General features: G+C 61.0%; 17 protein-coding genes, 1 tRNA gene and 2 riboswitches. Of the genes, 13 read left to right on the top strand and 5 right to left on the bottom strand.

Annotation, left to right across the window (positions count from 1 at the left end; genetic code table 11):
• Window positions 1-19 precede the first annotated feature (19 nt).
• Window positions 20-709 (bottom strand): glycosyltransferase family 2 protein, encoded by a 690-nt coding sequence (locus tag BLT65_RS15145; protein ID WP_091778815.1) that lies wholly within the window; start codon window positions 707-709, stop codon window positions 20-22.
• 493 nt (window positions 710-1,202) lie between these two features.
• On the opposite strand from BLT65_RS15145, the gene BLT65_RS15140 reads away from it, so the two are divergent.
• From BLT65_RS15140 to BLT65_RS15110, 7 genes are all read left to right on the top strand, one after another.
• The gene (locus BLT65_RS15140; RefSeq protein ID WP_091778813.1) at window positions 1,203-2,195 is read left to right on the top strand and encodes an SDR family oxidoreductase; all 993 of its coding nucleotides are present in this window, start codon (window positions 1,203-1,205) and stop codon (window positions 2,193-2,195) included.
• A 14-nt stretch (window positions 2,196-2,209) separates the two neighbouring features.
• Window positions 2,210-2,767, top strand: coding sequence for an SIS domain-containing protein (locus tag BLT65_RS15135; RefSeq protein ID WP_167306490.1), 558 nt, complete (start codon window positions 2,210-2,212; stop codon window positions 2,765-2,767).
• A complete protein-coding gene (locus BLT65_RS15130) occupies window positions 2,764-4,281 on the top strand; it encodes a PfkB family carbohydrate kinase (RefSeq protein WP_091778809.1) in 1,518 nt (505 codons plus the stop codon). Before BLT65_RS15135 ends, BLT65_RS15130 begins: the two co-directional genes overlap by 4 nt.
• Window positions 4,282-4,291: 10 nt before the next feature.
• A complete protein-coding gene (locus BLT65_RS15125) occupies window positions 4,292-5,392 on the top strand; it encodes a radical SAM protein (protein ID WP_091778807.1) in 1,101 nt (366 codons plus the stop codon).
• Window positions 5,393-5,394: 2 nt separating this feature from the next.
• Window positions 5,395-6,369, top strand: coding sequence for a thiamine pyrophosphate-dependent dehydrogenase E1 component subunit alpha (locus tag BLT65_RS15120; RefSeq protein ID WP_091778805.1), 975 nt, complete (start codon window positions 5,395-5,397; stop codon window positions 6,367-6,369).
• Entirely contained in the window at window positions 6,369-7,424 is a 1,056-nt protein-coding gene (locus BLT65_RS15115; RefSeq protein WP_091778804.1) for an alpha-ketoacid dehydrogenase subunit beta, read from the top strand. Before BLT65_RS15120 ends, BLT65_RS15115 begins: the two co-directional genes overlap by 1 nt.
• A gap of 87 nt (window positions 7,425-7,511) precedes the next feature.
• Window positions 7,512-9,320 (top strand): glycosyltransferase family 2 protein, encoded by a 1,809-nt coding sequence (locus tag BLT65_RS15110; RefSeq protein WP_091778802.1) that lies wholly within the window; start codon window positions 7,512-7,514, stop codon window positions 9,318-9,320.
• A 245-nt stretch (window positions 9,321-9,565) separates the two neighbouring features.
• Here the strand turns inward: BLT65_RS15110 and BLT65_RS15105 are convergent, their stop codons facing one another.
• Both BLT65_RS15105 and BLT65_RS15100 read right to left on the bottom strand, forming a co-directional pair.
• Window positions 9,566-10,960, bottom strand: coding sequence for a radical SAM protein (locus BLT65_RS15105; RefSeq protein ID WP_091778800.1), 1,395 nt, complete (start codon window positions 10,958-10,960; stop codon window positions 9,566-9,568).
• Window positions 10,961-11,450: 490 nt separating this feature from the next.
• Window positions 11,451-11,526: transfer RNA gene (locus BLT65_RS15100), tRNA-Arg, on the bottom strand.
• A gap of 331 nt (window positions 11,527-11,857) precedes the next feature.
• On the opposite strand from BLT65_RS15100, the gene BLT65_RS15095 reads away from it, so the two are divergent.
• Window positions 11,858-12,790: a c-type cytochrome gene (locus tag BLT65_RS15095; RefSeq protein ID WP_091778798.1), complete on the top strand. Its 933-nt coding sequence runs from the start codon at window positions 11,858-11,860 to the stop codon at window positions 12,788-12,790.
• Between the two features lie 98 nt (window positions 12,791-12,888).
• Here the strand turns inward: BLT65_RS15095 and BLT65_RS15090 are convergent, their stop codons facing one another.
• Window positions 12,889-14,976, bottom strand: a complete 2,088-nt coding sequence (locus BLT65_RS15090) for a UvrD-helicase domain-containing protein (protein WP_091778796.1) — start codon at window positions 14,974-14,976, stop codon at window positions 12,889-12,891.
• 339 nt (window positions 14,977-15,315) lie between these two features.
• Between BLT65_RS15090 and BLT65_RS15085 the strand changes: the two genes are divergently transcribed.
• Both BLT65_RS15085 and BLT65_RS15080 read left to right on the top strand, forming a co-directional pair.
• Entirely contained in the window at window positions 15,316-16,365 is a 1,050-nt protein-coding gene (locus tag BLT65_RS15085) for an oxidoreductase (RefSeq protein WP_091778986.1), read from the top strand.
• A gap of 281 nt (window positions 16,366-16,646) precedes the next feature.
• The gene (locus tag BLT65_RS15080; protein WP_091778794.1) at window positions 16,647-17,003 is read left to right on the top strand and encodes a hypothetical protein; all 357 of its coding nucleotides are present in this window, start codon (window positions 16,647-16,649) and stop codon (window positions 17,001-17,003) included.
• A gap of 35 nt (window positions 17,004-17,038) precedes the next feature.
• On the opposite strand, the gene BLT65_RS15075 is transcribed toward BLT65_RS15080, so the two are convergent.
• Window positions 17,039-17,851 carry a hypothetical protein gene (locus BLT65_RS15075; RefSeq protein ID WP_091778792.1) on the bottom strand — a complete coding sequence of 271 codons (813 nt, stop codon included), beginning with the start codon at window positions 17,849-17,851 and terminating at the stop codon, window positions 17,039-17,041.
• Between the two features lie 260 nt (window positions 17,852-18,111).
• A riboswitch (glycine riboswitch) is annotated at window positions 18,112-18,225 on the top strand.
• 51 nt (window positions 18,226-18,276) lie between these two features.
• Window positions 18,277-18,416: riboswitch (glycine riboswitch) on the top strand.
• Between the two features lie 88 nt (window positions 18,417-18,504).
• Here BLT65_RS15075 and gcvT point away from each other — a divergent pair.
• The 3 genes from gcvT (at window position 18,505) to gcvP (ending at window position 23,105) form a co-directional block, all read left to right on the top strand.
• Entirely contained in the window at window positions 18,505-19,623 is a 1,119-nt protein-coding gene (gene gcvT / locus BLT65_RS15070) for a glycine cleavage system aminomethyltransferase GcvT (RefSeq protein ID WP_091778790.1), read from the top strand.
• Window positions 19,624-19,726: 103 nt separating this feature from the next.
• Window positions 19,727-20,107, top strand: a complete 381-nt coding sequence (gene gcvH / locus BLT65_RS15065) for a glycine cleavage system protein GcvH (protein WP_042305124.1) — start codon at window positions 19,727-19,729, stop codon at window positions 20,105-20,107.
• 67 nt (window positions 20,108-20,174) lie between these two features.
• The gene (gcvP, locus tag BLT65_RS15060) at window positions 20,175-23,105 is read left to right on the top strand and encodes an aminomethyl-transferring glycine dehydrogenase (RefSeq protein WP_091778788.1); all 2,931 of its coding nucleotides are present in this window, start codon (window positions 20,175-20,177) and stop codon (window positions 23,103-23,105) included.
• Window positions 23,106-23,190 lie beyond the last annotated feature (85 nt).

Genomic DNA, 23,190 nt, shown 5'->3' with positions numbered 1-23,190 from the left:
GTGTCGCTGCGCGGCGCGTCTAGACGCCCGTGTACTTGCGCATGTAGCGCTCATAAGCTGCGTGCCACGGTGGCGTGTTGAACGCGCCGCCGCTCTCGTGAATCACGCTCATCGCCCAGGTGCCCATCCGCAATCCGCGCGCTTCGGCCTGGCGGCAGAAATCGAGGTCGTAGAAATGGAAATCGAACTGCTCGTCGAAGTTCAGGCCGCTCGCGATCAGGCGCTCGCTATCGGCAGCGAGCAGCAACCCGTCGAGCAACTTGCACTCGCGCGCGGGCGGTCCGTAGACCGAAATCTTGTCGCATGGGAAGCCCTTTCCGTGTCCGACGACGCCGCTCAGGTTCTGCGCATCGTCGGGCGTGAAGGTCATATCCCGGAAGAACCACGAAGGTTGACCCGGCAGACGGCGCACGTTGCCCGCCAGACCGACGACGTCGAACTGCGCTACCGCTTCGCGCAGCCTGTCCATCCAGTAGAAGTCGGACAGATGCACGTCGTCGTGCAGGAAGACGAGGATGGCGGGATCGTTGCGCGACTGCTCGATCGCGTAGTTGTAGATCGACGAAAGACCTGCCCGGTTGTTGTCGAACAGCATCAGTTGCGGCGGCACCGCGTGGCGGCCCAGCGCGAGCGTGCGGCCGAGCGCGGTCGTGCGCGGAAAGTCGTCGTAGGTTGCGCGCGTGCCGCAAACGAGGCGAATGGGCTTCATTGGTATTGAATCCGGCAATGGTCGAGCAGAAAGGGGCCGCCACCACAAGTCGTGGCCGCACCGCAGGAAATCATCCAGACGATGGCCTTCACGATTGCTTCACGAAACCCCACTTGCTCGCATTATGTTGGCCACTTGTGCACTTCGATCGGCGGATCAAGCCGGCTAAATACCCCTAATTCCGGCAAACCAACGCATCACCCGGCGTCGGACATGAACACGAGTCCGGTCAATTGTCCAATTTGGACCTGTTTTGGGTGTTTTTTCCCCGTCTCGAGTTGCGACGATCTCCCCGATACTGCCACCGTGAAATAAATCAGTTCCCTGTGCGGTGCAGCCGCGCGAACCCTTAAAGCGTGGCGCTATGACGCGTGACAGTCCGCCTCGCCAAGGTTTGCAGCGCGACTCCAAACCGGTTGGCGGTTGGCGTGCTGCGATGTCCCACAAGGTATTTCGACCGGATTAGACGCTTTCAAGCGTCATAAGGGTGTGTATGCGAGTTCTAGTAACAGGGGCGGCGGGCTTTATCGGCAGCCACGTGTGCGAGCTATTCCTCAAGGAAGGACACGAGGTCATCGGGCTTGATGATCTTTCGACGGGATCTGAACGCAACGTGTCTTCGCTTGCCGCCAACCCGAAGTTTCGTTTCGTCCAGGCGGATATCCGGCATCGCGAGAGCATCGGGCAATACTTCGAAGGCGTCGACTGGGTGTTGCACCTCGCCGGCCGCTCCGACATCGTGCCGTCGATCGAGCAGCCGACCGACTACTACGACGTCAACGTATCCGGAACGTTGAATGTTCTGGAAGCGGCCCGCCGGCATGGCGCGAAGCGCTTCATCTATACGGCTTCGTCGTCGTGTTACGGCATCCCTGACGTTTATCCGACACCTGAAAGCGCACCCGTCAAGCCCGAATATCCGTACGCGCTGACCAAGGCAATGGGTGAACAGTTGGTGATGCATTGGGCAAAGGTCTATCAGTTGCCTGCACTGTCCCTTCGGCTCTTCAACGTCTACGGACCGCGCTCGCGAACGAATGGCGCATACGGCGCCGTGTTTGGCGTATTTCTCGCGCAGCGCCTGAAAGGCCTGCCTGTGACCATTGTCGGCGACGGCGAACAAACGCGCGACTTCACGTTCGTCAGCGACGTCGCTCGAGCCTTTCTCGCCGCGGCCCAGTCGTCTTTGAGCGGGGAGATATTCAACGTCGGCAGCGGCAATCACTACAGCATCAACCGGCTGGTCGATCTGCTCGACTGCGAACGCACCTACATTCCCAAGCGCCCCGGCGAACCCGACTGCACGTTTGCCGATACGCGCGCGATCCGCGAGCAACTTGAATGGGCACCCAGAACGACCTTCGAAGAAGGCGTCAACGCCATGCTGGGCTGCATCAATGACTGGGCAAGCGCGCCGGTATGGACCTCCGAATCCATCGCCGAAGCTACCCGCACCTGGTTCAATCATCTGGGACGCGAAGCATGAATACAGAGAACTTCTTGTCCGCGTTGAACCAGTTTCAGCGCGTTTTGAAAGAAACCCAGGTGATGGTGCCCGCGCAACCCAGCGTCAGTCTGGAAGAAGGCCTGCGATGCGCGCTCTCCATTCTGCAGCGAGCGCAACGCGAATCGTCCGATGTGTATCTAATCGGGAATGGCGGTAGTGCGGCGTTGGTCGCTCACGTTCACAACGATCTCGTCAACAAGGCCCGGGTTCGCGCACATGTCCTGCACGAACCGTCGCTGCTGACCTGCATGAGCAATGACTACGGTTACGAAAACGCATACGCATTGCTCGCGGAGCGCTACCTGAAGCCACGAGATGTCCTGATCGCGGTCAGCAGTTCCGGCGCCTCCAAAAACATCCTTGCTGCAGTCGATGTCGCCATGTCGCGTGAGGCAGACGTCATTACGTTGTCGGGCTTCTCTCCCGACAATCCGCTTCAGTCGAAAGGAACCGTGAACGTCTGGTTGCCGTCCGCCGACTACGGCGAAGTGGAAGTGGGTCACCAGTTCGTTCTTCATTACCTCTCTGACGCTTTGGCCGATGCAAAATGAGCACATCCAAGATCAAAAGCCTTGAAGAACTTGGCGAACTGTCCCGACGCGCAAGTCACGACGGCCTCAAGGTCATTCATTGTCACGGCACGTTCGACCTGATGCACGCCGGGCATATCAAGCATTTGCAGCATGCGCGCAGCCTTGGCGAGATGCTGGTCGTCACCGTGACTTCCGACGCCTTCGTGCGCAAAGGACCCAATCGCCCTGTGTTTCCCGACACGCTCAGGCTGGAAAGCCTGGCAGCGTTGGCCTGCGTAGACTATCTCGCAGTCAGCGACGCTGAAACGGCCATTCCGGCGATCAATCAGATTCGACCGCATCTGTATGTTAAGGGCAGCGACTATATCGATGCCAGTCAGGATGCGAGCGGCAATATTTCGCGTGAGGTAGAAGCCGTCCGCAGGCACGCCGGAGAAGTCTACTTCACGGACGAACTCACCTTCAGTTCGACCAAACTGCTGAACAACCATTTCGATGTCTTGCCGGAAGAGACACGCCTGTTCCTTGAGCGCTTCAAGCAGGACTGTCCGCTCGATCGCTTCCTCGCGCAGGTTCACTCGCTCTCCAACATGCGGGTGCTTGTGATAGGTGATGCCATTCTCGACGAGTATCACTACGTCAATGCGCTCGGCCAGACGGGGAAGGGAAACTCGCTTGCCGTGCGCTTTCATAGCGAAGAACGGTTTGCGGGAGGTTCGATCGCGGTTGCCAATCACGTCGCCGGGTTCGCGCGCGAAGTGACGCTGCTCACGGCACTCGGCAAATACGATGACTCGCTCGAATACGTCAAAAGCAAGTTGCGCGACAACGTCACGCTCGAGTGCCGGCATTTCAAGAAAGCGCCGACGCTGATCAAGCGGCGCTTTGTCGACCAGGACCTGCAACGTCTGTTCGAAATCTATCTGGGTGGGGAAGAACAGGGCGATTCGGAACTGGAGCACGACTTCTGCAACTGGATCGAACAATTTGCGGACAAGTACGATGCTGTCATCGTGCCGGACTTCGGCAATGGGCTGATTGGTCGAAAAATGGCCGCCGCCATTTCGAAGCACGCGCGCTTTCTGGCGCTCAATACGCAAATCAACAGTGGAAATCGCGGGTATCACAGCGTCACTCGATACCCTAAGGCCGACTTCATCTGCCTGAATGAACCGGAGGCGCGACTCGCCGTTCACGATCGGCATTCGAATATCGAAGACGTGGCAGCGGATGTCCTCGCGAAACTGAACGGCAAGGCGATGGCCGTCACGCGCGGGTCGCTTGGCGCTTTGATCGTCACTGAAGCCAAGCCTGTAGCGATACCTGCGCTGTCGTCCCATGTCGTCGACCGGATTGGCGCGGGCGATGCCTTTCTGTCGCTTGCGGGACCGTGCATGGCGGCAGGCGCGCCATCCGAAATCGCAATTCTTGCGGGGAGCATCGCGGCGGCTCTCGATGTGCAGATCGTCTGCAATCGTGAGCCTGTCGACCCTGTTCTGTTCGCAAAGTACGCGACCACCCTTCTAAAATGACGGACTAGTCATGGACACATTTCTCATCGATAGTCACAAGCTGATTTACCATCCGCGACGCGTCGCGGATGTGATCGAATCCGGCGACGACTGGGCTAAGGCGAAAAGCATTTACCCCATCTATCTCGAACTCTCTCCCGTGGGTGCGTGCAATCACCGTTGCACGTTCTGCGCAGTCGACTACATCGGGTACAAAGCCGTGATGCTCGACTATGAGATGCTGCAGCACCGCCTGCCCGAAATGGGGCGGCTTGGCGTGAAAAGCATCATGTTCGCCGGTGAAGGCGAGCCGTTGTTGCACAAGAAGATCAATGACATCGTCGCGTTGACGCATTCGTCCGGAATCGACGTTTCGTTCACGACAAACGGCGTGCTGTTGAACAGCGAGTTCGTCGAGCGTTCGCTCGATAAAGTCTCGTGGATCAAAGTCTCCCTCAATGCGGGTACGGCAGCATCGTATGCGGCGATTCACCGGACCAAGGAGCGTGATTTCCAGCGAGTGGTCGACAATCTGAAGCACGCAGTGGCGTTCAAGCGCCAGCATGGCATCAACTGCACGATCGGCGTGCAGGCCGTGCTTCTGCCCGAGAATGCGGCCGATATGCCGGAGCTCGCACGTATTTGCCGCGATGAGATCGGCGCGGACTATCTGGTGATCAAGCCGTACTCGCAACATCTGTATAGCGAGACACATCAATACGAGGGTATCGACTACAACCCGTACCTGGCTATGGAGAAGCAGCTCGACGGAATGAGCACCAGCGAATTCCAGCTGATTTTCCGCAGCCATACCATGCAGAAGTATCTGGAGAAGCCCGAGCAACGTTACAAGAAGTGCCACGCAACGCCGTTCGTCTGGGGCTACGTGATGGCAGACGGAAGCGTGTACGGGTGCAGCGCTTATCTCCTCGACAAGAAGTTTGAATACGGCAACCTCAACGCATCGTCTTTTCAGGATATCTGGGAAGGCGAACGTCGCAAGGAGAATTTCAACTTCGTGCGAAACCAGTTGAACATCCAGGATTGCAGAAAGAACTGCCGCATGGATGAGGTTAACCGGTATCTCGACAGACTGGTGAATCAGTCCGTTCCCCACATGAACTTCATCTGATCATGGCATCGTCACCGCTTTCGCTCGCACTACTCGAGCGCATGCTGTTGGTCCGTCGGGTCGAAGAGGCCATTGCACGCCACTATCCCCTTCAAAAGATGCGCTGCCCGGTGCATTTGTCGATTGGCCAGGAGGCGGCTGCCGTAGGAATCGCGCACGCATTGACTTCACGAGACCAGGCTGTGAGTACGCACCGCTCGCATGCTCACTACCTGGCGAAAGGCGGCGATCTCGACGCGTTGATCGCGGAGCTGCACGGTAAGGCGACCGGTTGCTGCGGCGGCCGCGGCGGTTCCATGCACCTGTCCGATCTTGACGCGGGATTTCTCGCCAGTACTGCCATCGTCGGCAATAGCATTCCCGTTGGTGTCGGCATGGCGTTGGCGCAACAGCTGCGTCAATCCGGCGATCTCACTTGCGTCTTCCTTGGCGACGGCGCGACGGAAGAAGGCGTTTTCTTCGAAAGCGCAAACTTCGCCGCGGTGCGCAAGCTGCCTGTTCTTTTCGCCTGCGAAAACAATCTTTATTCCGTCTACAGTCCCTTGTCGAAGAGACAACCCGCCGGACGTTCGCTGACAGCTTTTGCCAGCGCTATCGGTTTGTGGAGCGCGTCGGTCGATGGCAATGACGTGGAAGCGGTGTACGAGGTGGCAAAAGAAGCCGCTGCGCGAATCAGAGCGGGTGATGGGCCGTGCTTCATTGAAATGTCAACTTATCGCTGGCTGGAGCATTGCGGGCCATACGACGACGATCAGCTGAATTACCGCCCCGAAGGGGAATTGCAGAAGTGGAAGGAACAAGACCCACTGCTCAAGCAGGTTGCGCGCAGTGGCGCGGACGAACGCTGGCTCGAACAGGTTGAGCAGGACCTGGCGCGACGGATCGAGGCCGCATTCGTAGGCGCGGACGCCGCGCCGTTTCCGCCGGCATCGTCGGCGCAGACGGGCATCTACGCCACTGACCTTGGAGTCTTCTGATGAGCCACATCAACGCAGCCCAGGCGATCAACGAAGCAATGCATGTGGCGATGGAGCAAGACCCGTCCATGATCTGCTACGGCCTGGGGGTCGACGACCCAAAGACGATTTTCGGCACGACGGCTGAATTGCAGCAACGGTTCGGAGCGGGGCGTGTATTCGATATGCCGACCTCGGAAAACGCGATGACGGGCGTGGCTGTCGGCGCCGCGCTCGGCGGTCTCCGTCCTGTCATGTGTCATCAGCGCCTCGACTTTTTTCTGCTGGCGATGGATCAACTCGTCAACAACGCCGCGAAATGGCGCTACACATTTGGCGAACGACACCGCGTGCCGCTGACGCTGCGACTTATCCTCGGCAGAGGCTGGGGGCAGGGACCGACGCATTCGCAGAATCTGCAGGCGTGGTTTGCGCATGTGCCCGGTCTCAAGGTGGTGATGCCCGCCACCGCCGCAGACGCGAAGGGCTTACTGCTGTCGTCGATTTTCGATGACGACCCCGTCGTTTTTCTCGAGCATCGCTGGGTGCATCCGGCGACGGGCGACGTCGAACCCGGCGACGTGCGTGTGCCAATCGGCAAGGCACGCCGCGTGCACGAGGGCGACGCGGTAACGATCGTCGCCATGTCGTATCTGGTTGCGGAAGCACAGCACGCATGCCGCGCATTGGCGACGGCCGGCATTCACTGCGATCTCATCGATCTTCGCACAATCAAGCCTCTAGACATGGCCACCATCGAAAGCTCGCTGCGCAAGACGGGGCGCCTGCTGGTTCTCGACACCGGCGCGGCAACGGGTTCCGTCGCGGGCGAAATCATTGCCCGGCTGACGATGACGCATTGGTCGCATTTTCGCTGCCCGCCTGCGAGGCTCACGGCGCCCGATTGTCCCGAGCCGACCAGCTACGGTCTCACCAAAGAGTTCTATACAGAGGCAGCCGATATCGTGACCGCGGTCGCAAGGATGATGGGTCTCGCCTCGCCGCCACTCGACGCATTGCCACCCGCGCGGGAACATCACGATGTCCCCGGCAAATGGTTCACCGGTCCGTTCTGACATACGGACGACTTCACATCTCAAGAGCAAGGCAGCCGCTATCGAGCGGCATGGCCTTGCTCAACTCTTGAATGGAAACTGGCAAACGTGATCTCGATCGTCATCCCTGCCTACAACTATGCGCGGTACCTCACCGATGCCATCAATAGCATCGTGTCACAGGACATTGAAGATATCGAAGTGATCGTCTGCGACGACTGCTCGACCGACGATACGAAAGAAGTCGTCGAGCGTTTTGCTCGCGACGACGGTCGTGTTCAATATTTCTGCAATGAGATGAATCTCGGCGCCATCCTCAACATCAATCAGGGGATGAAACGCGCCCGAGGCGAATACGTCGTCCTGCTAGGCGCAGACGATATGCTGGCTCCAGGCAGCCTGCGAACGCTCAAGGACATCCTGGACGGGCACCCGGAGTGCGGCTATGCATTCGGTCGCTACACGATGCTTGACGAAGCGAATCAACACCTCCCGCTTCAGCATCCGGGATGGCTCGATCGCGATTACGCTGGCACGCGCGACGAGTTTCCGGATCTGTTGAAGCATGACCTTTACATCAACATCTCTGCGTCGATGTTTCGCAGGGATGTGATCGCGGATCAGGAATTTTTCGATGTATCGCTTTCCGCTTTCGAGTCAGAGCGATTCTTCAGGGCGACCGACTGGGACCTGATGCTGCACCTGTCGCACAAGGGCGTAAAGAGTGCGTACGTCAACAGAAACATTTCCGTGTTCCGGGTACACGGTGCGCAAGCTTCGTCAGGAGACCGGTACAGCCGGTCGGGTATCGCGTTTTTCGAGCACTCGATTCTTCTGCAGCGCTACTTCACGCCGGAATCCGTCGGGCGCCTCATGCCGAATCTGGACGGAATCGCCACGCTGTATTTTTCCAAGTTCCAGTACTTTCAGACGCACGCGTTGCCCGACGTTCCAGAGCGAGTCGAAGCGGCCAAAGTGAAGGCCAATGAAGTACTGTCGAACATCAACCAGATCGCCACCGAATATAAGTCGCGCAAAGCACCCGCGGCAGTTTCGCAAGACGCGGCCGCGCAAGCTGTCGTTGCACGCGCGGTCGCACCCGTGGTCGAAGGGGCCCGGTCGACGAACTATTTCTTCACCGTGATCCTGTCGATTTACGACCGGCCGCAGCTTGCGATCAACGCGTTGCAAAGCATTGCCGAACAGAGCTTTCGCGATTTCGAAGTGATCGTGGTGAACGATGGCGGCGTGTCTCAGGAAACGGTCGTCGATTGGGCTGGCCGTGATATCGACGTGACCTACATTCGCCAACCGAACCGTGGCGTAGCGGCAGCACGCAACCTCGGTCTCAAGTTGGCGCGTGGGCAATACATCGTGTATCTCGACGACGACGATGTGATGTATGGGCACCACCTTGCCAGATTGCACCAGGAAGCAACGAAGAATCCGGGCGCGCTCGTGTTCGGCAATGCACACCGGATCAGCGAACAGATCAAGTGTGGTTTGCGCTTCGACCTCAAAGCCACGCTCATGGGCTGTCAGGCATACGACTTCAACAGGCTGCAGGTATTCAACTACATTCCCGTCAATACGATTGCTCACCCGCGATCGGTCCTGGATACGGTCGGTGATTTCGATGAGGCGTTGGCATCGCATGAAGATTGGGATATGTTGATTCGCATGTCCCGCGCGATACCTTTCGTGCACTTCGCCGACGCGACCGTCCAGGTGCGTCAGCGGCCGCGCGACAACCCTGAGCCGGATTCGCGGACCATGAAGGCGTGGCACGGAATGCGTCGCGACTTCGAGATCATTTACAGCCGATACGATGACCTCGGCGTTCCGATGATCAAGGAGCTACGCGCAAGAGTGCTTGCTGCCGACCATCCGACTCAAGCTTCGTTGGCGTATAGCTAACTCGCAGAGAAGGGGCACAAGAAGGGGCGAGATACACGCGCCCCTTCATCTTTTTTAAGCTGCATCGACGTGAATGGACGGTTGTCGGTCGAAGCCAACCGATGCTGGTTCGCGGTTCAGTCAGCGATTGCTCATGAAAAAACACGCCGAAGCCCGGATCGGTGTCCAGCCTTCGGCGTGTCGTATTTCCACTGCTGCTGCAATGACGCCGGGCCGCTACTCGCGACCCGATTCAGGTTACGACGTCAGATGAAATTGACGTGCTCCGGCGGATTCTTCAGATCCCAAAGGAACTTGTTGACGTAGTCCTGCCGGCAGCCTATCGCGCAGTCCTTGTGCACGTCGACCGATTCGGTGACGTCGCGATGCACGGCCCAATACCGGTCGCCCATCACCATGTCAAAGAACGACTGCTCGTGCAGATCGCCGATGTAGAAGCGCTCCTTGTTGAAGAAGGGACCACACGGGTAGACCTTTCCGTTGCCGGAAATCTGCAGCAGGAAGGGCGTTCCGTGGCAGACATCGTACTTGCGAATACCGTTCTTATAGAGGGCGGACTCGGACGCTGCGTTGATCTTGTTCCATTTGGCCTGGACGACGTAATCGGCCGTCGAGTAGCTCTCGGCTTCCTTGAGCACGTCGCCAATCGTCAGATAGTCCTCGTAATTGATACCGATCTCTTTGTATTCCGAATCGGAGCAATGCTTGATGACGAAGTAGTCGACACCCAGCTCGGCACCAAGCCGCGCCTCCGGAAGCACTTCGTCGAAGCATTCGGGAATGAGGACCATCTGCAACCCGAGTGTGCACTTGTATCCATACTGCTTCTTGATCTGGACCAGCGCACGGATCTTCTCGATGAGCAGATCGAAGTTCTCTTCCTTCGATTGATGAACACGCCGGAAACCTTCGCGGGTGCCGGCCGACAAATTGAAACGGATCCAGCTCATGTTCTTCAGCAGGTCATGAGCGCGGTCCATGTCGAGCAGAAGACCGTTCGTCGCCATCGACGTGTCGACGCCGAGTTCGCCAGCCCTCACTGTCGCATCGTACAGCGCCGGATTGAGCGTCGGTTCGCCGTCGCCGATGAAGCCGATCGAGCGCACGCCGAGACGGCCGCAGTCTTCAATGTAAGAGAGCAGCGCTTCGCGCTCGATCAGCGTACCCCTTGTCATGTTCTGAACCACCGCGTAACAGTAAAGGCATGCGGTATTGCAAAACTTCGTCAGGCCCATGTCGATATGCACGGGCGCGAAGCGCTCGCCTCGCTCCCAGGCGAGGAGGCGGTCGAGGTGATGCATCATCTTGTGGCCATCGAAGCGAAAACGCTGACGCGGATTGCGGTAGCTTGGCCCCGTAAACTGATTGGGCACCGGGCCTCCTTCTTCCTGATCCGCAACCCGGATCACACCCACCTGATTGCCCTCGCTGTAAAACTCGATCTTCTGACCCGCAACCTTGTCGAGCCTGCTGCTGTCAATGAGTGTTTCGCCGCTCGATAGCGCCTGACGGTTCACGATGACGTTGGACGTGCGCAGCTTATGCCCGGGATTCGGGTTGAGCGGCGCTTCGACGGGAATCATCGTGATGGTCTTCTGGCCAAACCGGTTGATGCCCTCTTTGGGTTTGTTCTCGCTCATGGCGAATTCCTCTGTTTTTCAGAACGGTCCGGACAAAGCCGAACCCTTAGACGTGGGGTTGTGGGCAGGCGGATGCAAGCGCGTCGCTTTCGCGCATGCGCAATGTCGAAAAGAAGATTCCCTCACATGCGACCGTATCGGCCAAGCTCTACGCCGAGCCGATAGAAGGATGCTATCTCCCGTTTCCAGGAAAGAAGTATCCCCGGGATGCCGGGCGCGCAAAGCGCGGAAATGATGGTGAAAGTCTTGCCAATTGCACGGATCGGTATGTAGACCGGGATTGGCGAGGATGGAAGGCGTTGATGGAGGAGTGGGTTGGCGTAGCCGGGACCGTCAGAAATGACGCAGCAGCGTCGGATACCTCCGGCAACGGGAGGGACTGACGAACGCATGTCGCCTGCGAAGCGGGCTAAAACGTCGACGCAGCGGAAAAGGAAAGCGGTGATGCGGGAGAAGCAGCAGCGAAGAATTGCCAAACCCGTTGCAGGTTTGGCGCGCCCGGCTGGGATCGAACCAGCAACCCCTGCCTTCGGAGGGCAGTACTCTATCCATTGAGCTACGGGCGCATTCGGCAAAAAGCGCTGCAAAATCACGCAGTTGATGCGAGATATGGCGCTAAAGCGAGACCGAGAGCATACCCGGTTTCGGACGGCCCGTCCACCGCGAGCGGGCTGGCGCGGGGCGCCGGACGCCGTCGCACGGCCCGGAACGGTTCGCCGACTCCGGCCAGCCACGCAACAAACCCAAAAAATGTTCGCGTAAACGCCTACTGAACACCTCCCGGGCCCGCTCGCCGACGCTGAAACCTTCCGTCTATAATCGTCCGTGGCTGATCAAGAACAAAGTTGTTGCCGTCGCGCTGTACCGCTCACAATACCCACGGGAGACGAGACAAGCATGAGCGAAGCACCACACGGAGCCCCGATCAAAACCCCCGGACAGCTGATCGCCGCAGTCATCGCGGGTTTTGCTGTTCCCGTCATCATCATCATTCTGCTCGCCTATTACGTCGACAACTCGACCCGCACGGGCGCGGGCACCGACGGTCTGTCCGATGCCGCAGTCGACGCGCGCACCCAACCCCTCGCCAAGGTCGACATCCGCGACGCCAATGCGCCGCGCGTCTACAAAACGGGCGAGGAAGTCTACAAAGCCGTGTGTTCGACGTGTCACGCGTCCGGCGCGGCAGGCGCGCCGAAGTTCACCAACACGGCCGACTGGGCGCCGCGCATCGGCGAAGGTTTCGATACGCTCTGGCACAACGCGCTGACGGGCAAGGGCGCAATGCCTGCGCGCGGCGGCACGAGCCCGGACGATTACAGCGATTACGAAATCGGCCTCGCCGTCGCATACATGGCGAACAACGCGGGCGCGAAGTTCGCAGATCCGCCGAAGCCTGTGCCCGGTCAGCCGGCCGCAGGGCCGGCCGGCGCGTCCGGCGCAGCGGCCGCTTCGGGCGCGGAAGCGGCATCAGGCGCAGCCGGCGCCTCCGATGCAGCAGGCACCCAGGCCGCCGCCGCAATGGCCGCCATGGCCAACGTGCCGCAAGCGGCGGCGCCCGCATCGGGCGCGACGCAGAGCGCGGACGCATCGCAGGCGGGCAAGGCGCTGTATCAGCAGGTCTGCCAGGCCTGTCACGCGGCGGGCGTGCTGAACGCGCCGAAGTTCGGCGACAAGGAAGCCTGGGCGCCGCGCCTGAAGGAGCCGATGGAAACCGTCTACAACTACGCGCTGCACGGCAAGGGCGCGATGCCGCCGAAAGGCGGATCGAGCGCGTCGGACGCCGATGTGAAGGCCGCCGTCGATTACATGGTCAACGCATCGAAATAAGCACCGCGCATCTTTCAACGCGCAAACAAAAATCCCCGCCTCGAAGAGCGGGGATTTTTTATGCCTTCAGCATGCACACACAGGGTGCGTTCGCCTGATCAAGCCTTCTGCAACAGCGCCTTGAGACTCGCGAGGCGATCCTTCGGCGACATCGGCGCTTCTTCCGGCGTCGGCGGCGGCGCTTCGTCGAGCCCCATCTCGGGGATAAAGCGCGACGGCTCGCACACCACCGTCTCACGCGCCCGCTTGCGCTTCTTGCACCAGTTCAGATGCAAGCTGCGCTGCGCACGCGTAATCGCGACATACATCAGCCGACGCTCTTCCTCGATGCGCTCATCGTCGATCGGGCTGTCGTCTTCGCTGCCGCCCCGATGCGGCATGATGCCTTCCTCGACGCCGACCAGGAACACATGCGGATATTCCAGCCCCTTTGATGCATGCACCGTCGACAACCGCACCGCATCGGGATCTTCGTCCTTACCCTCAAGCATCGACATCAGCGCAACCGTCTGAATCAATCCGAGCAGATTCTTGCCGGTGTCGGCGAGACCATCGGCGCTGTCGTAGCCCGTCTGTTCCGTGCCCGCTGCCGGTTCAGGCTTTGTGCCCTTGCGCTTCAACCACTCCAGAAACTCCAGCACGTTTTGCCATTTCGACTGAGCCTGGCGCTCGTCGAATGCGTCGTACAGATAGGCTTCGTAGTGGATCGCTTCCATCATGTCGTCGAGCACAGACGTCGCCGCATCCTTATCGGCCCGGTCTCGCAGACGCTGCATGAAATCGCAGAACATGCGCAGCGGCTCGACCTGACGCGCCGACAGCCGCGCCTCGAGGCCACCCATGTACACGGCCTCGAACAGCGACACCTTCGCCTGCCCCGCGAACGCGCCGAGCGCTTCGAGCGTCGTATTGCCGACGCCTCTGCGCGGCGTCGTGATCGCGCGGATGAACGCGGGATCGTCGTCGGCATTGGCGATCAAACGCAGGTACGCGCAGATGTCCTTGATCTCGGCCTTGTCGAAGAACGACTGGCCGCCCGACAGCACATACGGAATCCGCTCGCGGCGCAGCACCTGTTCGAAGATGCGCGCCTGGAAATTGCCGCGATACAGGATCGCGTAATCGCGAAACTGCGCGCGCCGCTCGAACTTGTGCGCTGACAGGCGAAACACGACCGACTCCGCTTCGTGCTCTTCGTCGTTACATCCGGTGACGGAAATCGAATCGCCCATGCCGTGCTCGGACCACAGCTTCTTCTCGAAGAGCTTCGGATTGTTCGCGATCACGTTGTTCGCCGCCGTCAGGATGCGGACCGTCGAGCGGTAGTTCTGCTCGAGCTTGATCACGTGCAGCTTCGGAAAATCCTTGCCGAGCTGCGCGAGGTTTTCGAGCGTCGCGCCGCGCCAGCCGTAGATCGCCTGGTCGTCGTCGCCGACGGCCGTGAACGCGGCGCGCGGGCCCGCCAGCAGTTTCACCAGTTCGTACTGACACGCGTTGGTGTCCTGATACTCGTCGATCAGCAGATAGCGCAGCTTGTTCTGCCAGCGGTCGCGCACCTGCTCGTTGTTCTTGAACAGCTCGGCGGGCAGGCGGATCAGATCGTCGAAATCGACGGCCTGATACGCGTGCAGCGTCGCGACGTAGTTGCGATAGACGATCGCCGCCTGATGCTCGTCCTCGTTCGATGCGATCGCCATCGCTTCGTCCGGCATGATGAGCCCGTTCTTCCAGAGCGAGATGATCGTCTGGATCTTGCGGATGAAGCCCTTGTCCGCCGAGCCGACCTGCTCCTGGATCATGCCGAAGCAATCGTCAGAATCCATGATCGAGAATTGGGGCTTCAGCCCGACGTGCTCCGCCTCCTGACGCAGAATCTGCACGCCGAGCGAATGGAACGTAGACACCGTCAGCTGGTTGACGGGCACCTTGCGGCCTTCCTTGCCGGGCGTCGTGAGCGTCTTGCCTTCGAGCAGCTTGCTCACGCGCTCGCGCATTTCGGCGGCGGCCTTGTTCGTGAACGTGACGGCAGCGATATGGCGCGGCTCGAAGCCTTTGTTTTCGATCAGGTGCGCGATCTTCTGCGTGATCACGCGCGTCTTGCCGCTACCCGCGCCTGCGAGCACGAGGCACGGACCGTCGAGATAGCGCACCGCTTCGCTTTGGGCGGAATTCAGGCCTGCGGACATCGTGTGTGGATGAGTAGTCGATTGAGGACGCGATTCACAAGGAACGGCCCGAGAACATGCAGCGAGACGGCGCTGGCGACGCGTCGGATCAGGTGGCCGCGCGGCGCGCCGTCAACCCGCCGCCGATGCGCCACGCAATTGATTCCATGCGCTTTTTGCCGTTCGCGTGAGAACCGCGATGTTAACACGAATGCCCTTTCCAATGCCTCGGCTTATGTCTTCCTGATGAGATCCGCGCGGCGCGCGCCGCCCGATGCGCGACGGAGCAAAGCGCAGCTATGCCAAAATTGCGGCGTTGTGCGCCGCCCCCGCGGCGCGCCGGTTCTGCAGGGAACACGCATGTCTTCATCGCTGAAAATTGGCTTGATGGGCTACGGCTTTGCCGGCGCCACATTTCACGCGCCGGTGATCGAACACTGCGGACGCGCGAGCGTCGCCGCGATTGCCACGGGCCAGCCGGACAAGGCGCGCGCCGATTATCCGAACGCCACGATCGTCGCCGATATCGACGCGCTGCTCGCGCTGTCGGACATCGAATGCGTCGTGATCGCGACGCCGAACGACACGCACTTCGACCTCGCGCGCCGCACGCTCGAAGCGGGCAAGCATGTCGTCGTCGACAAGCCCGTCACGCTCTCCGCCGCCGATGCCCGCACGCTCGCCGATATCGCGCAAAGCAAGGGGCTGGTGTTCGCGCCGTTCCACAACCGTCGCTGGGACGGCGATTTCATAACCGTGCGCGAACTGATCGCGAGCGGCGAACTCGGCCGCATCACGCATTTCGAATCGCACTTCGACCGCTTTCGACCGGGCATCCGGCAACGCTGGCGCGAAGAGGCGTCGCGTGGCGGCGGCCTGCTGTTCGATCTCGGCCCGCATCTGATCGATCAGGCGTTGACGCTGTTCGGCGTGCCCGAAACGGTCTATGCAACGGTGAAGGCGTATCGCGACAACGCGGGCGCGCCGGATTACGTGCATCTGCTGCTCGGCTACGCGAACCATGAAGTGGTGCTGCACGCGAGCGCGCTGACGGCAATCGTCGCGCCGCGTTTCACGATCCACGGCACGCGTGGTAGCTATGCGAAGGTCGGGCTCGATACACAGGAAGACCAGTTGAAGGCCGGGCTGCGTCCCGGCGATGCCGGTTTCGGGGGTGGCAACGCAGCGGGCACGTTGCGCTTGCTCGAGGGGGAGCAGGAAGTCGAGCGTGAATTGCCGACTCGCGATGGCGTCTATGTCGATTTCTACCGGGCGCTGTCGGCATCGGTTCACGACGGCGTCGCGTTCCCGGTCAGCGCGCAAGACGCCGTCGATGTGATGACGATCATCGAACTTGCGAATCGTAGCGAACAGGAAGGCGTACGGCTGCCGTTCAAGCGCGGCGTCTGACGGCTGGTTCGCCGCTGCGGCCGTCAATGCGCCCTCAAGGCTTTTGCAAAACGCACAGCCTTGGCTGACGGACAAATCGTCGTCGCGCCCTTCATTGCGCCTTCAAGGGTTCTGCAGAACGCAAAACCTTGGCTGACGCCCCGATTGCAGCCAATCGATAGTTAAAAAATGGTCGGGTGGTGCGTCATCGCGCGCCGCTCGACGGCCGTTGCTACCCGTACGAACCGCCTCGCAGGGCACACGGACCGTAGCGAGACGGCCCCATCACAAAGGAGAACCCTATGCAACGTATCGTTCGCGCGCTTGGCTGTTGCGCGCTGGTGTCGTCGCTGGCGGCGTGCTTGGTCGCGCCGCAGCAAACGGCTCAACCGCGTCCCGCGCCGAATCCGCATGAAGCGGCCGTGAAGCGCCTCGAACAGGTGGACGGCCGCATCGACAACATGGGCCGCCACATCGACGCCCGCGTCAGCCAGGGCTACTACCCACCGCCCGAAGGCGGCGCCCTTCATCGTCGTCTGGGCACGATCCGCCAGGAAGCGCACGACATGGCTGCGCAACACGCCGGCGGACTTTCCGGCGACGAACAGCGCGCGCTAAATGAGGAACTGGATACGGCGTCGGCGGCGATCAACCGATAACGCAATCGCTAGACGCGGCGGCGTGCCGCCCCGGTTCACGCCATCGCCGCCGCTATGACACGTTCCCGCAGTTGCTGATACACGGTGAGATACTCGGCGCGCCCCGTGGCGATGGCCGACTGCTTGAGCGCATCGAGCATCACCAGTTCCTGTGGGACCTTCAGCGCCTTTTGATAGAGGAGCGGCAAGACAATCGGGTTGTACGACATCGTCCGCCAGCTTCGGTCGGTCGCGAGCAGCAGCGAGACCAGACGCTCAGTGACGAACACCTTCACCGGCGACTCTCGAAGGTTGTGCCGCGTGCCCGAGTTGAGCGCATGCGCGAGCGGGGTCCGGTTGGCCTCTGCGACGTTGAAGACAATCTCGGCGTGGCGCAGCCAGTGCCGCCAGAACCGTGGCTTCGCAGCGAAGTAATTGCAAAAGACCGTGTTCGACGAATCCATGACCAGCGTGTTGAGATCGACGCTCGGCGTCAGTAGCGCGGCGACTTCGACAAAAGTCGGCCACGCGTTCGGATGCTCGAGCGCGCCATGTTGAAACACGTTCAAAAACAATGCGCTGGCGTCGAAGAACGGCGAAAACGAAACGACATCCGTCGATTCCGGCACGCTCGCGATAAACGCGTGAACGTCGCTCGCTTCGAGATTTGTCTTCAACGCGAACTTCGGCGACAGAAAGCCGTAAAGCGCGTCGTCGTCCAGGTCGTTGTTGAGCAGGAAATTGCGGATCGGCCAGTATTCGCTCCAGTCCGGCCGTTGACCCACGTTGTCGAGGGGAATGAAGCCCTTGTCCAGATTGCTTCGGGTTTGCTCCGAATAGTAGATCTGGTAGATGTGCGCTTTGCTCATGGGTAGAACGGAGAGTTTGGGAAACAAAGGCCGCATGGTGCCTATGTGCAAGTATCCGATGCTGCTTTGCAATGCAATTGCCCAAGCAGGCAGCGTATTCGGCACCAATTCCATCGATCACGCGCGACCCGGCCCGTGAGCGCTGGCCAACATAGAGCGCTTTTTTTGACGCCAGGGCCGCATCCGTCGCCGCCGCAGGGCCGTAGCCGCGCGGCCTCACGGGCTCGAATTGACAAGCCTCAGGCCCTCGCGTACATTCGCCGCACGCGTCGGGAGAGCGCGCCGTCCGCTGTCGTTTTCTGAAACGTGCAGCAGCCAGCGCCGCCGAAGGGGCACACCCGCAAACTCTCAGGCAAAAGGACCGACCGCGTCGAAAAACCCGCTCGTCATCTGGTCATAGTGACCTCATTCGAATGAGCGCCCGTTTTTCGCACTCTGGAGAGCGGCAGTAGCGCCGTGCATTAAGCCGCACGCGCAGGCTGCCCACCGAAGGGGCGCGCGCCACGCTGACAGCACTCGCTGACGGCAGCGCAATCTCTCAGGTATCGAGGACAGAGGGGGCATGCAGTTATCGCTCGTTGGCCCGAGATGGGATCAGGCCGCGAGGGTTTCGCCGCATGGCCTTTCCTGTTTAGCGACGCCCCGAGGCCCCGATGATCGAACTCAAACACACCCCGCTCCACGCCACGCACCGTGCGCTCAATGCCCGCATGGTCGACTTCGGCGGGTGGGACATGCCCGTCAATTACGGCTCGCAGATCGAAGAGCATCGCGCCGTGCGCACCGACGCCGGCATGTTCGACGTATCCCATATGTGCGTCGTCGATTTCACGGGCGAGCGCGTACGCGCTTTCTTCGAGCGCGCGCTGGCGAACAACGTCGGCAAGCTGCAAGCCCCGGGCAAAGCCCTTTACTCCTGCCTGCTCAACCCCGAAGGCGGCGTGATCGACGATCTTATCGTCTATTACTTCGGCGAAGATCATTTCCGCGTCGTCGTGAATGCCGGCACGGCCGAGAAAGACGTCGCGTGGTTCAACAAGCTCAATGACGAACAAGGCTTTGGCCTGACCATCAAGCCGCGCCGCGACTACGCGATCGTCGCCGTGCAAGGTCCGAACGCGCGCGAAAAAGTGTGGGCGACCGTGCCCCACGCTCGCGCTGCCAGCGAAGCCCTCAAGCCGTTCAACGCCGCGCGCGTCACCGAGACGCCGTTTGGCGAGCTGACCGTCGCGCGCACCGGCTACACGGGCGAAGACGGCTTCGAAATCATCGTCCCCGCTGATCACGTCGAAGCGCTGTGGAACGCGCTGCAGGCACAAGGCGTGCGTCCCGCCGGTCTCGGCGCGCGCGACACGCTGCGCCTCGAAGCCGGCATGAACCTGTACGGCCAGGACATGGACGACAACGTGTCGCCCCTCGACGCCGGCCTCGCATGGACGGTCGATCTGACCGCGCCGCGCGATTTCATCGGCCGCGCGAAGCTCGAAGCGGACGGTTCGCAGGCGTCGTTTGTCGGCCTGATCCTGCACAAGGACAACGGCAAGGCCGCTGGCGTGCTGCGCGCGCACCAGAAGGTCGTCACGCCCGCTGGCGAAGGCGAAATCACGAGCGGCACGTTCTCGCCGACCATGCAGGAATCGATCGCCTTCGCGCGCGTGCCGAAGGGCGTGCAGCCGGGCGACGTCGTCCACGTTCAGATCCGTGACAAGGCACTTCCCGCCAGCGTGGTTAAACTGCCATTCGTGCGCAACGGCAAAGTGCTCGTCGGCTGATCGGTCACACGATGAGCGTCACGAGACAGACACCGGACAGACACGAAATCGTCGCGTGCGTCCCATCATTTAAATCAACCGAATTACCGCATAGGAGCATCCGATGAGCATCCCGGCCGATCTGAAATACACCGAATCGCACGAATGGGTCCGCACCGAAGCAGACGGCACGCTGACGGTCGGCATCACCGACCACGCGCAGGAAGCGCTCGGCGACATCGTCTTCTTCGAAGTGCAGCAACTGGGCCAGACCGTCTCGGCAGGCGATACCGTCGCCGTCATCGAATCGGTGAAGGCTGCGTCCGATATCTACGCCCCTGTTTCGGGCGAGATCATCGAGGCCAACCCGAACGTCGCCGATACGCCGGACGCCGTGAACAGCGCGCCGTACGACAACTGGCTGTTCAAGATCAAGCCGGCTGCGGGCGCCTCGGAAGACCGTCTGATGGACGCCGCCGCGTACGGCAAGTCGATCGGCGAATAAGCCACTTACTCACGACCGGCGCGGCGTTCGCCACGATAGAAGAACGCCGCGCCAGCAGGAACATTCCATGAAGCTCGAACACCCGGATCATCTGATGAACCGCACTCCTCTCTCGCTCGCCGCGCTCGAAGTGCATGACGCCTTCGCCGAACGGCATATCGGCCCGGATACGGCCGATCAGCAGTCGATGCTCGAAGCCCTCGGCTTTGCGTCGCGCGCCGCGTTGATGGACGCGGTGATTCCGAAGACGATTCGCCGCCAGGACGCGCTGCCGCTCGGCCCCTTCGCCCAGCCGAAGAGCGAAGCCGAAGCGCTCGCCGCGCTGCGCGAACTCGCGGACAAGAACCAGGTGTTCCGCTCATACATCGGCCAGGGCTACTACAACGCGCACACGCCCGCCGTCATCCTGCGCAACGTGCTCGAAAATCCGGCGTGGTACACGGCATACACGCCGTATCAGCCGGAAATCTCGCAAGGCCGTCTCGAAGCGCTGCTGAACTATCAGCAGATGATCGTCGACCTGACGGGCCTCGCGATCTCGAACGCATCGCTGCTCGACGAATCGACGGCCGCCGCCGAAGCGATGACGCTGCTGCAACGCGTCGGCAAGCCGAAGTCGAACATTTTCTATGTGGCAGACGACGTGCTGCCGCAAACCATCGAAGTCGTGAAGACGCGCGCGAAGCCCGTCGGCATCGAAGTGAAGGTCGGACCGGCTGCTGATGCGGCGGCGTCGAACGCGTTCGGCGTGCTGCTGCAATACCCGGGCGTACACGGCGACGTGCATGACTACCGCGCGCTCGCTGAAGCGATCCACGCAGCGGGCGGCCACGTGGTCGCTGCTGCCGACCTGCTCGCGTTGACGATGCTCACGCCGCCGGGCGAATGGGGCGCGGACGTGGCCGTCGGCAATTCGCAGCGCTTTGGCGTGCCCGTCGGCTTCGGCGGCCCGCATGCGGCGTATCTCGCCGTGCGCGACGAATTCAAGCGTCAGATGCCGGGCCGTCTGGTTGGCGTCACCGTCGATGCGCAAGGCAATCCCGCGCTGCGTCTCGCGCTGCAAACGCGCGAACAGCACATCCGCCGCGAAAAGGCGACGTCGAATGTGTGTACCGCGCAAGCGCTGCTCGCGATCATGGCGAGCATGTACGCCGTCTATCACGGCCCGCGCGGCCTGAAGATGATCGCGCAACGCGTGAACCGCATCGCCGCTCTGCTGGCCGCTGGCGCGAAGCAACTCGGCTACACGCTCGTCAACGAATCGTTCTTCGACACGCTCACGTTCGAAACGGGCCCGCGCACCCAGGCACTGCACGACGCCGCCACGGCGAAGGGCATCAACCTGCGTCACGTGAGCGAGACGCGCGTCGGTCTGTCGCTCGACGAAACGACCACCCGCGCCGATCTCGCCGATCTGCTCGCCGCGTTCGCGCAAGCGGCATTTGTCGAAGCCGTGCCACAAATCGATGAACTCGATGCAAAGCTTGGCGCGTCGAACACGTTCCCGGCAGCACTCGAACGCGAAAGCGCGTATCTGACGCACCACGTGTTCAACCGTCACCATTCGGAAACGGAAATGCTGCGCTATCTGCGCAGCCTGTCGGACAAGGATCTCGCGCTCGACCGCTCGATGATCCCGCTCGGCTCATGCACGATGAAGCTCAACGCGACGTCGGAAATGCTGCCCGTCACGTGGCCCGAGTTCGGCCAGATTCACCCGTTCGCGCCCGCCGAGCAAACTGTCGGCTACCGCGAAATGATCGATCAGCTCGAACAGATGCTGGTCGCCGCAACCGGCTACGCGGCCGTGTCGCTGCAACCGAACGCGGGCTCGCAAGGCGAGTACGCGGGTCTGCTGATCATCCACGCGTATCACGAATCGCGCGGCGAAGGTCATCGCAATGTGTGCCTGATTCCCGCTTCGGCGCACGGCACGAACCCGGCGTCGGCGCAGATGGCGGGCATGCAGGTCGTCGTCGTTGCGTGCGACGCGCAAGGCAACGTCGATATTGAAGACCTGAAGAAGAAGGCTGAACAGCATTCGGCCAAGCTCGCGGCGATCATGATCACGTATCCGTCGACGCACGGCGTGTTCGAGCAGAATATCCGCGAAGTCTGCGAGATCGTGCATGGGCACGGCGGCCAGGTCTACGTTGACGGCGCGAACATGAACGCGATGGTCGGTCTCGCGGCGCCGGGCCAGTTCGGCGGCGATGTCTCGCACCTGAACCTGCACAAGACGTTCTGCATTCCGCACGGCGGCGGCGGACCGGGCGTCGGCCCTGTCGCAGTCGGCGCGCATCTGGCGAAGTTCCTGCCGAACCAGACGTCGACGGGCTATGAGCGCGACGCGAACGGCATCGGTGCTGTCTCCGCTGCGCCGTATGGCTCGGCATCGATCCTGCCGATCTCGTGGATGTACATCGCGATGATGGGCGCGAAGAACCTGACGGCCGCCACCGAAACCGCGATCCTCAACGCGAACTACGTCGCGAACAAGCTCGCGCCGCATTACCCGGTGCTGTATTCGGGCCCGGGCGGACTGGTCGCGCACGAGTGCATTCTCGATCTGCGCCCCATCAAGGAAACGAGCGGCATCTCCGTCGACGATGTCGCGAAGCGTCTGATGGACTACGGCTTCCACGCGCCGACGATGAGCTTCCCGGTGCCGGGCACGCTGATGGTCGAACCGACCGAATCGGAATCGAAGGAAGAGCTGGATCGCTTCATCGAAGCGATGATCGCGATTCGCAACGAAATCCGCGCCGTCGAGGAAGGCCGCAGCGATCGCGAAGACAATCCGCTGAAGCATGCGCCGCATACGGCGGCTATCGTCGTCGCGAACGAATGGAAGCACGGTTATGCGCGTGAAACGGCGGCGTATCCGTTGCCGTCGCTGGTTGCGAAGAAGTACTGGCCGCCCGTCGGCCGTGCCGACAACGTGTACGGCGACCGCAACCTGTTCTGCTCGTGTGTGCCCGTGGCCGATTACGAGTGAAGTAGAAGTGTTGAAGTAGCGTGAACCGTGCGCCGCTCGAATGGGAACGGCGTGCGGTTCTGCCCGCAGTCCTGTTGCTCCGCGC

The sequence above is a fragment of the Paraburkholderia steynii genome, assembly GCF_900100565.1.
Taxonomy (GTDB): domain Bacteria; phylum Pseudomonadota; class Gammaproteobacteria; order Burkholderiales; family Burkholderiaceae; genus Paraburkholderia; species Paraburkholderia terrae.
This window is presented reverse-complemented; position numbering and strand designations above follow the sequence as displayed.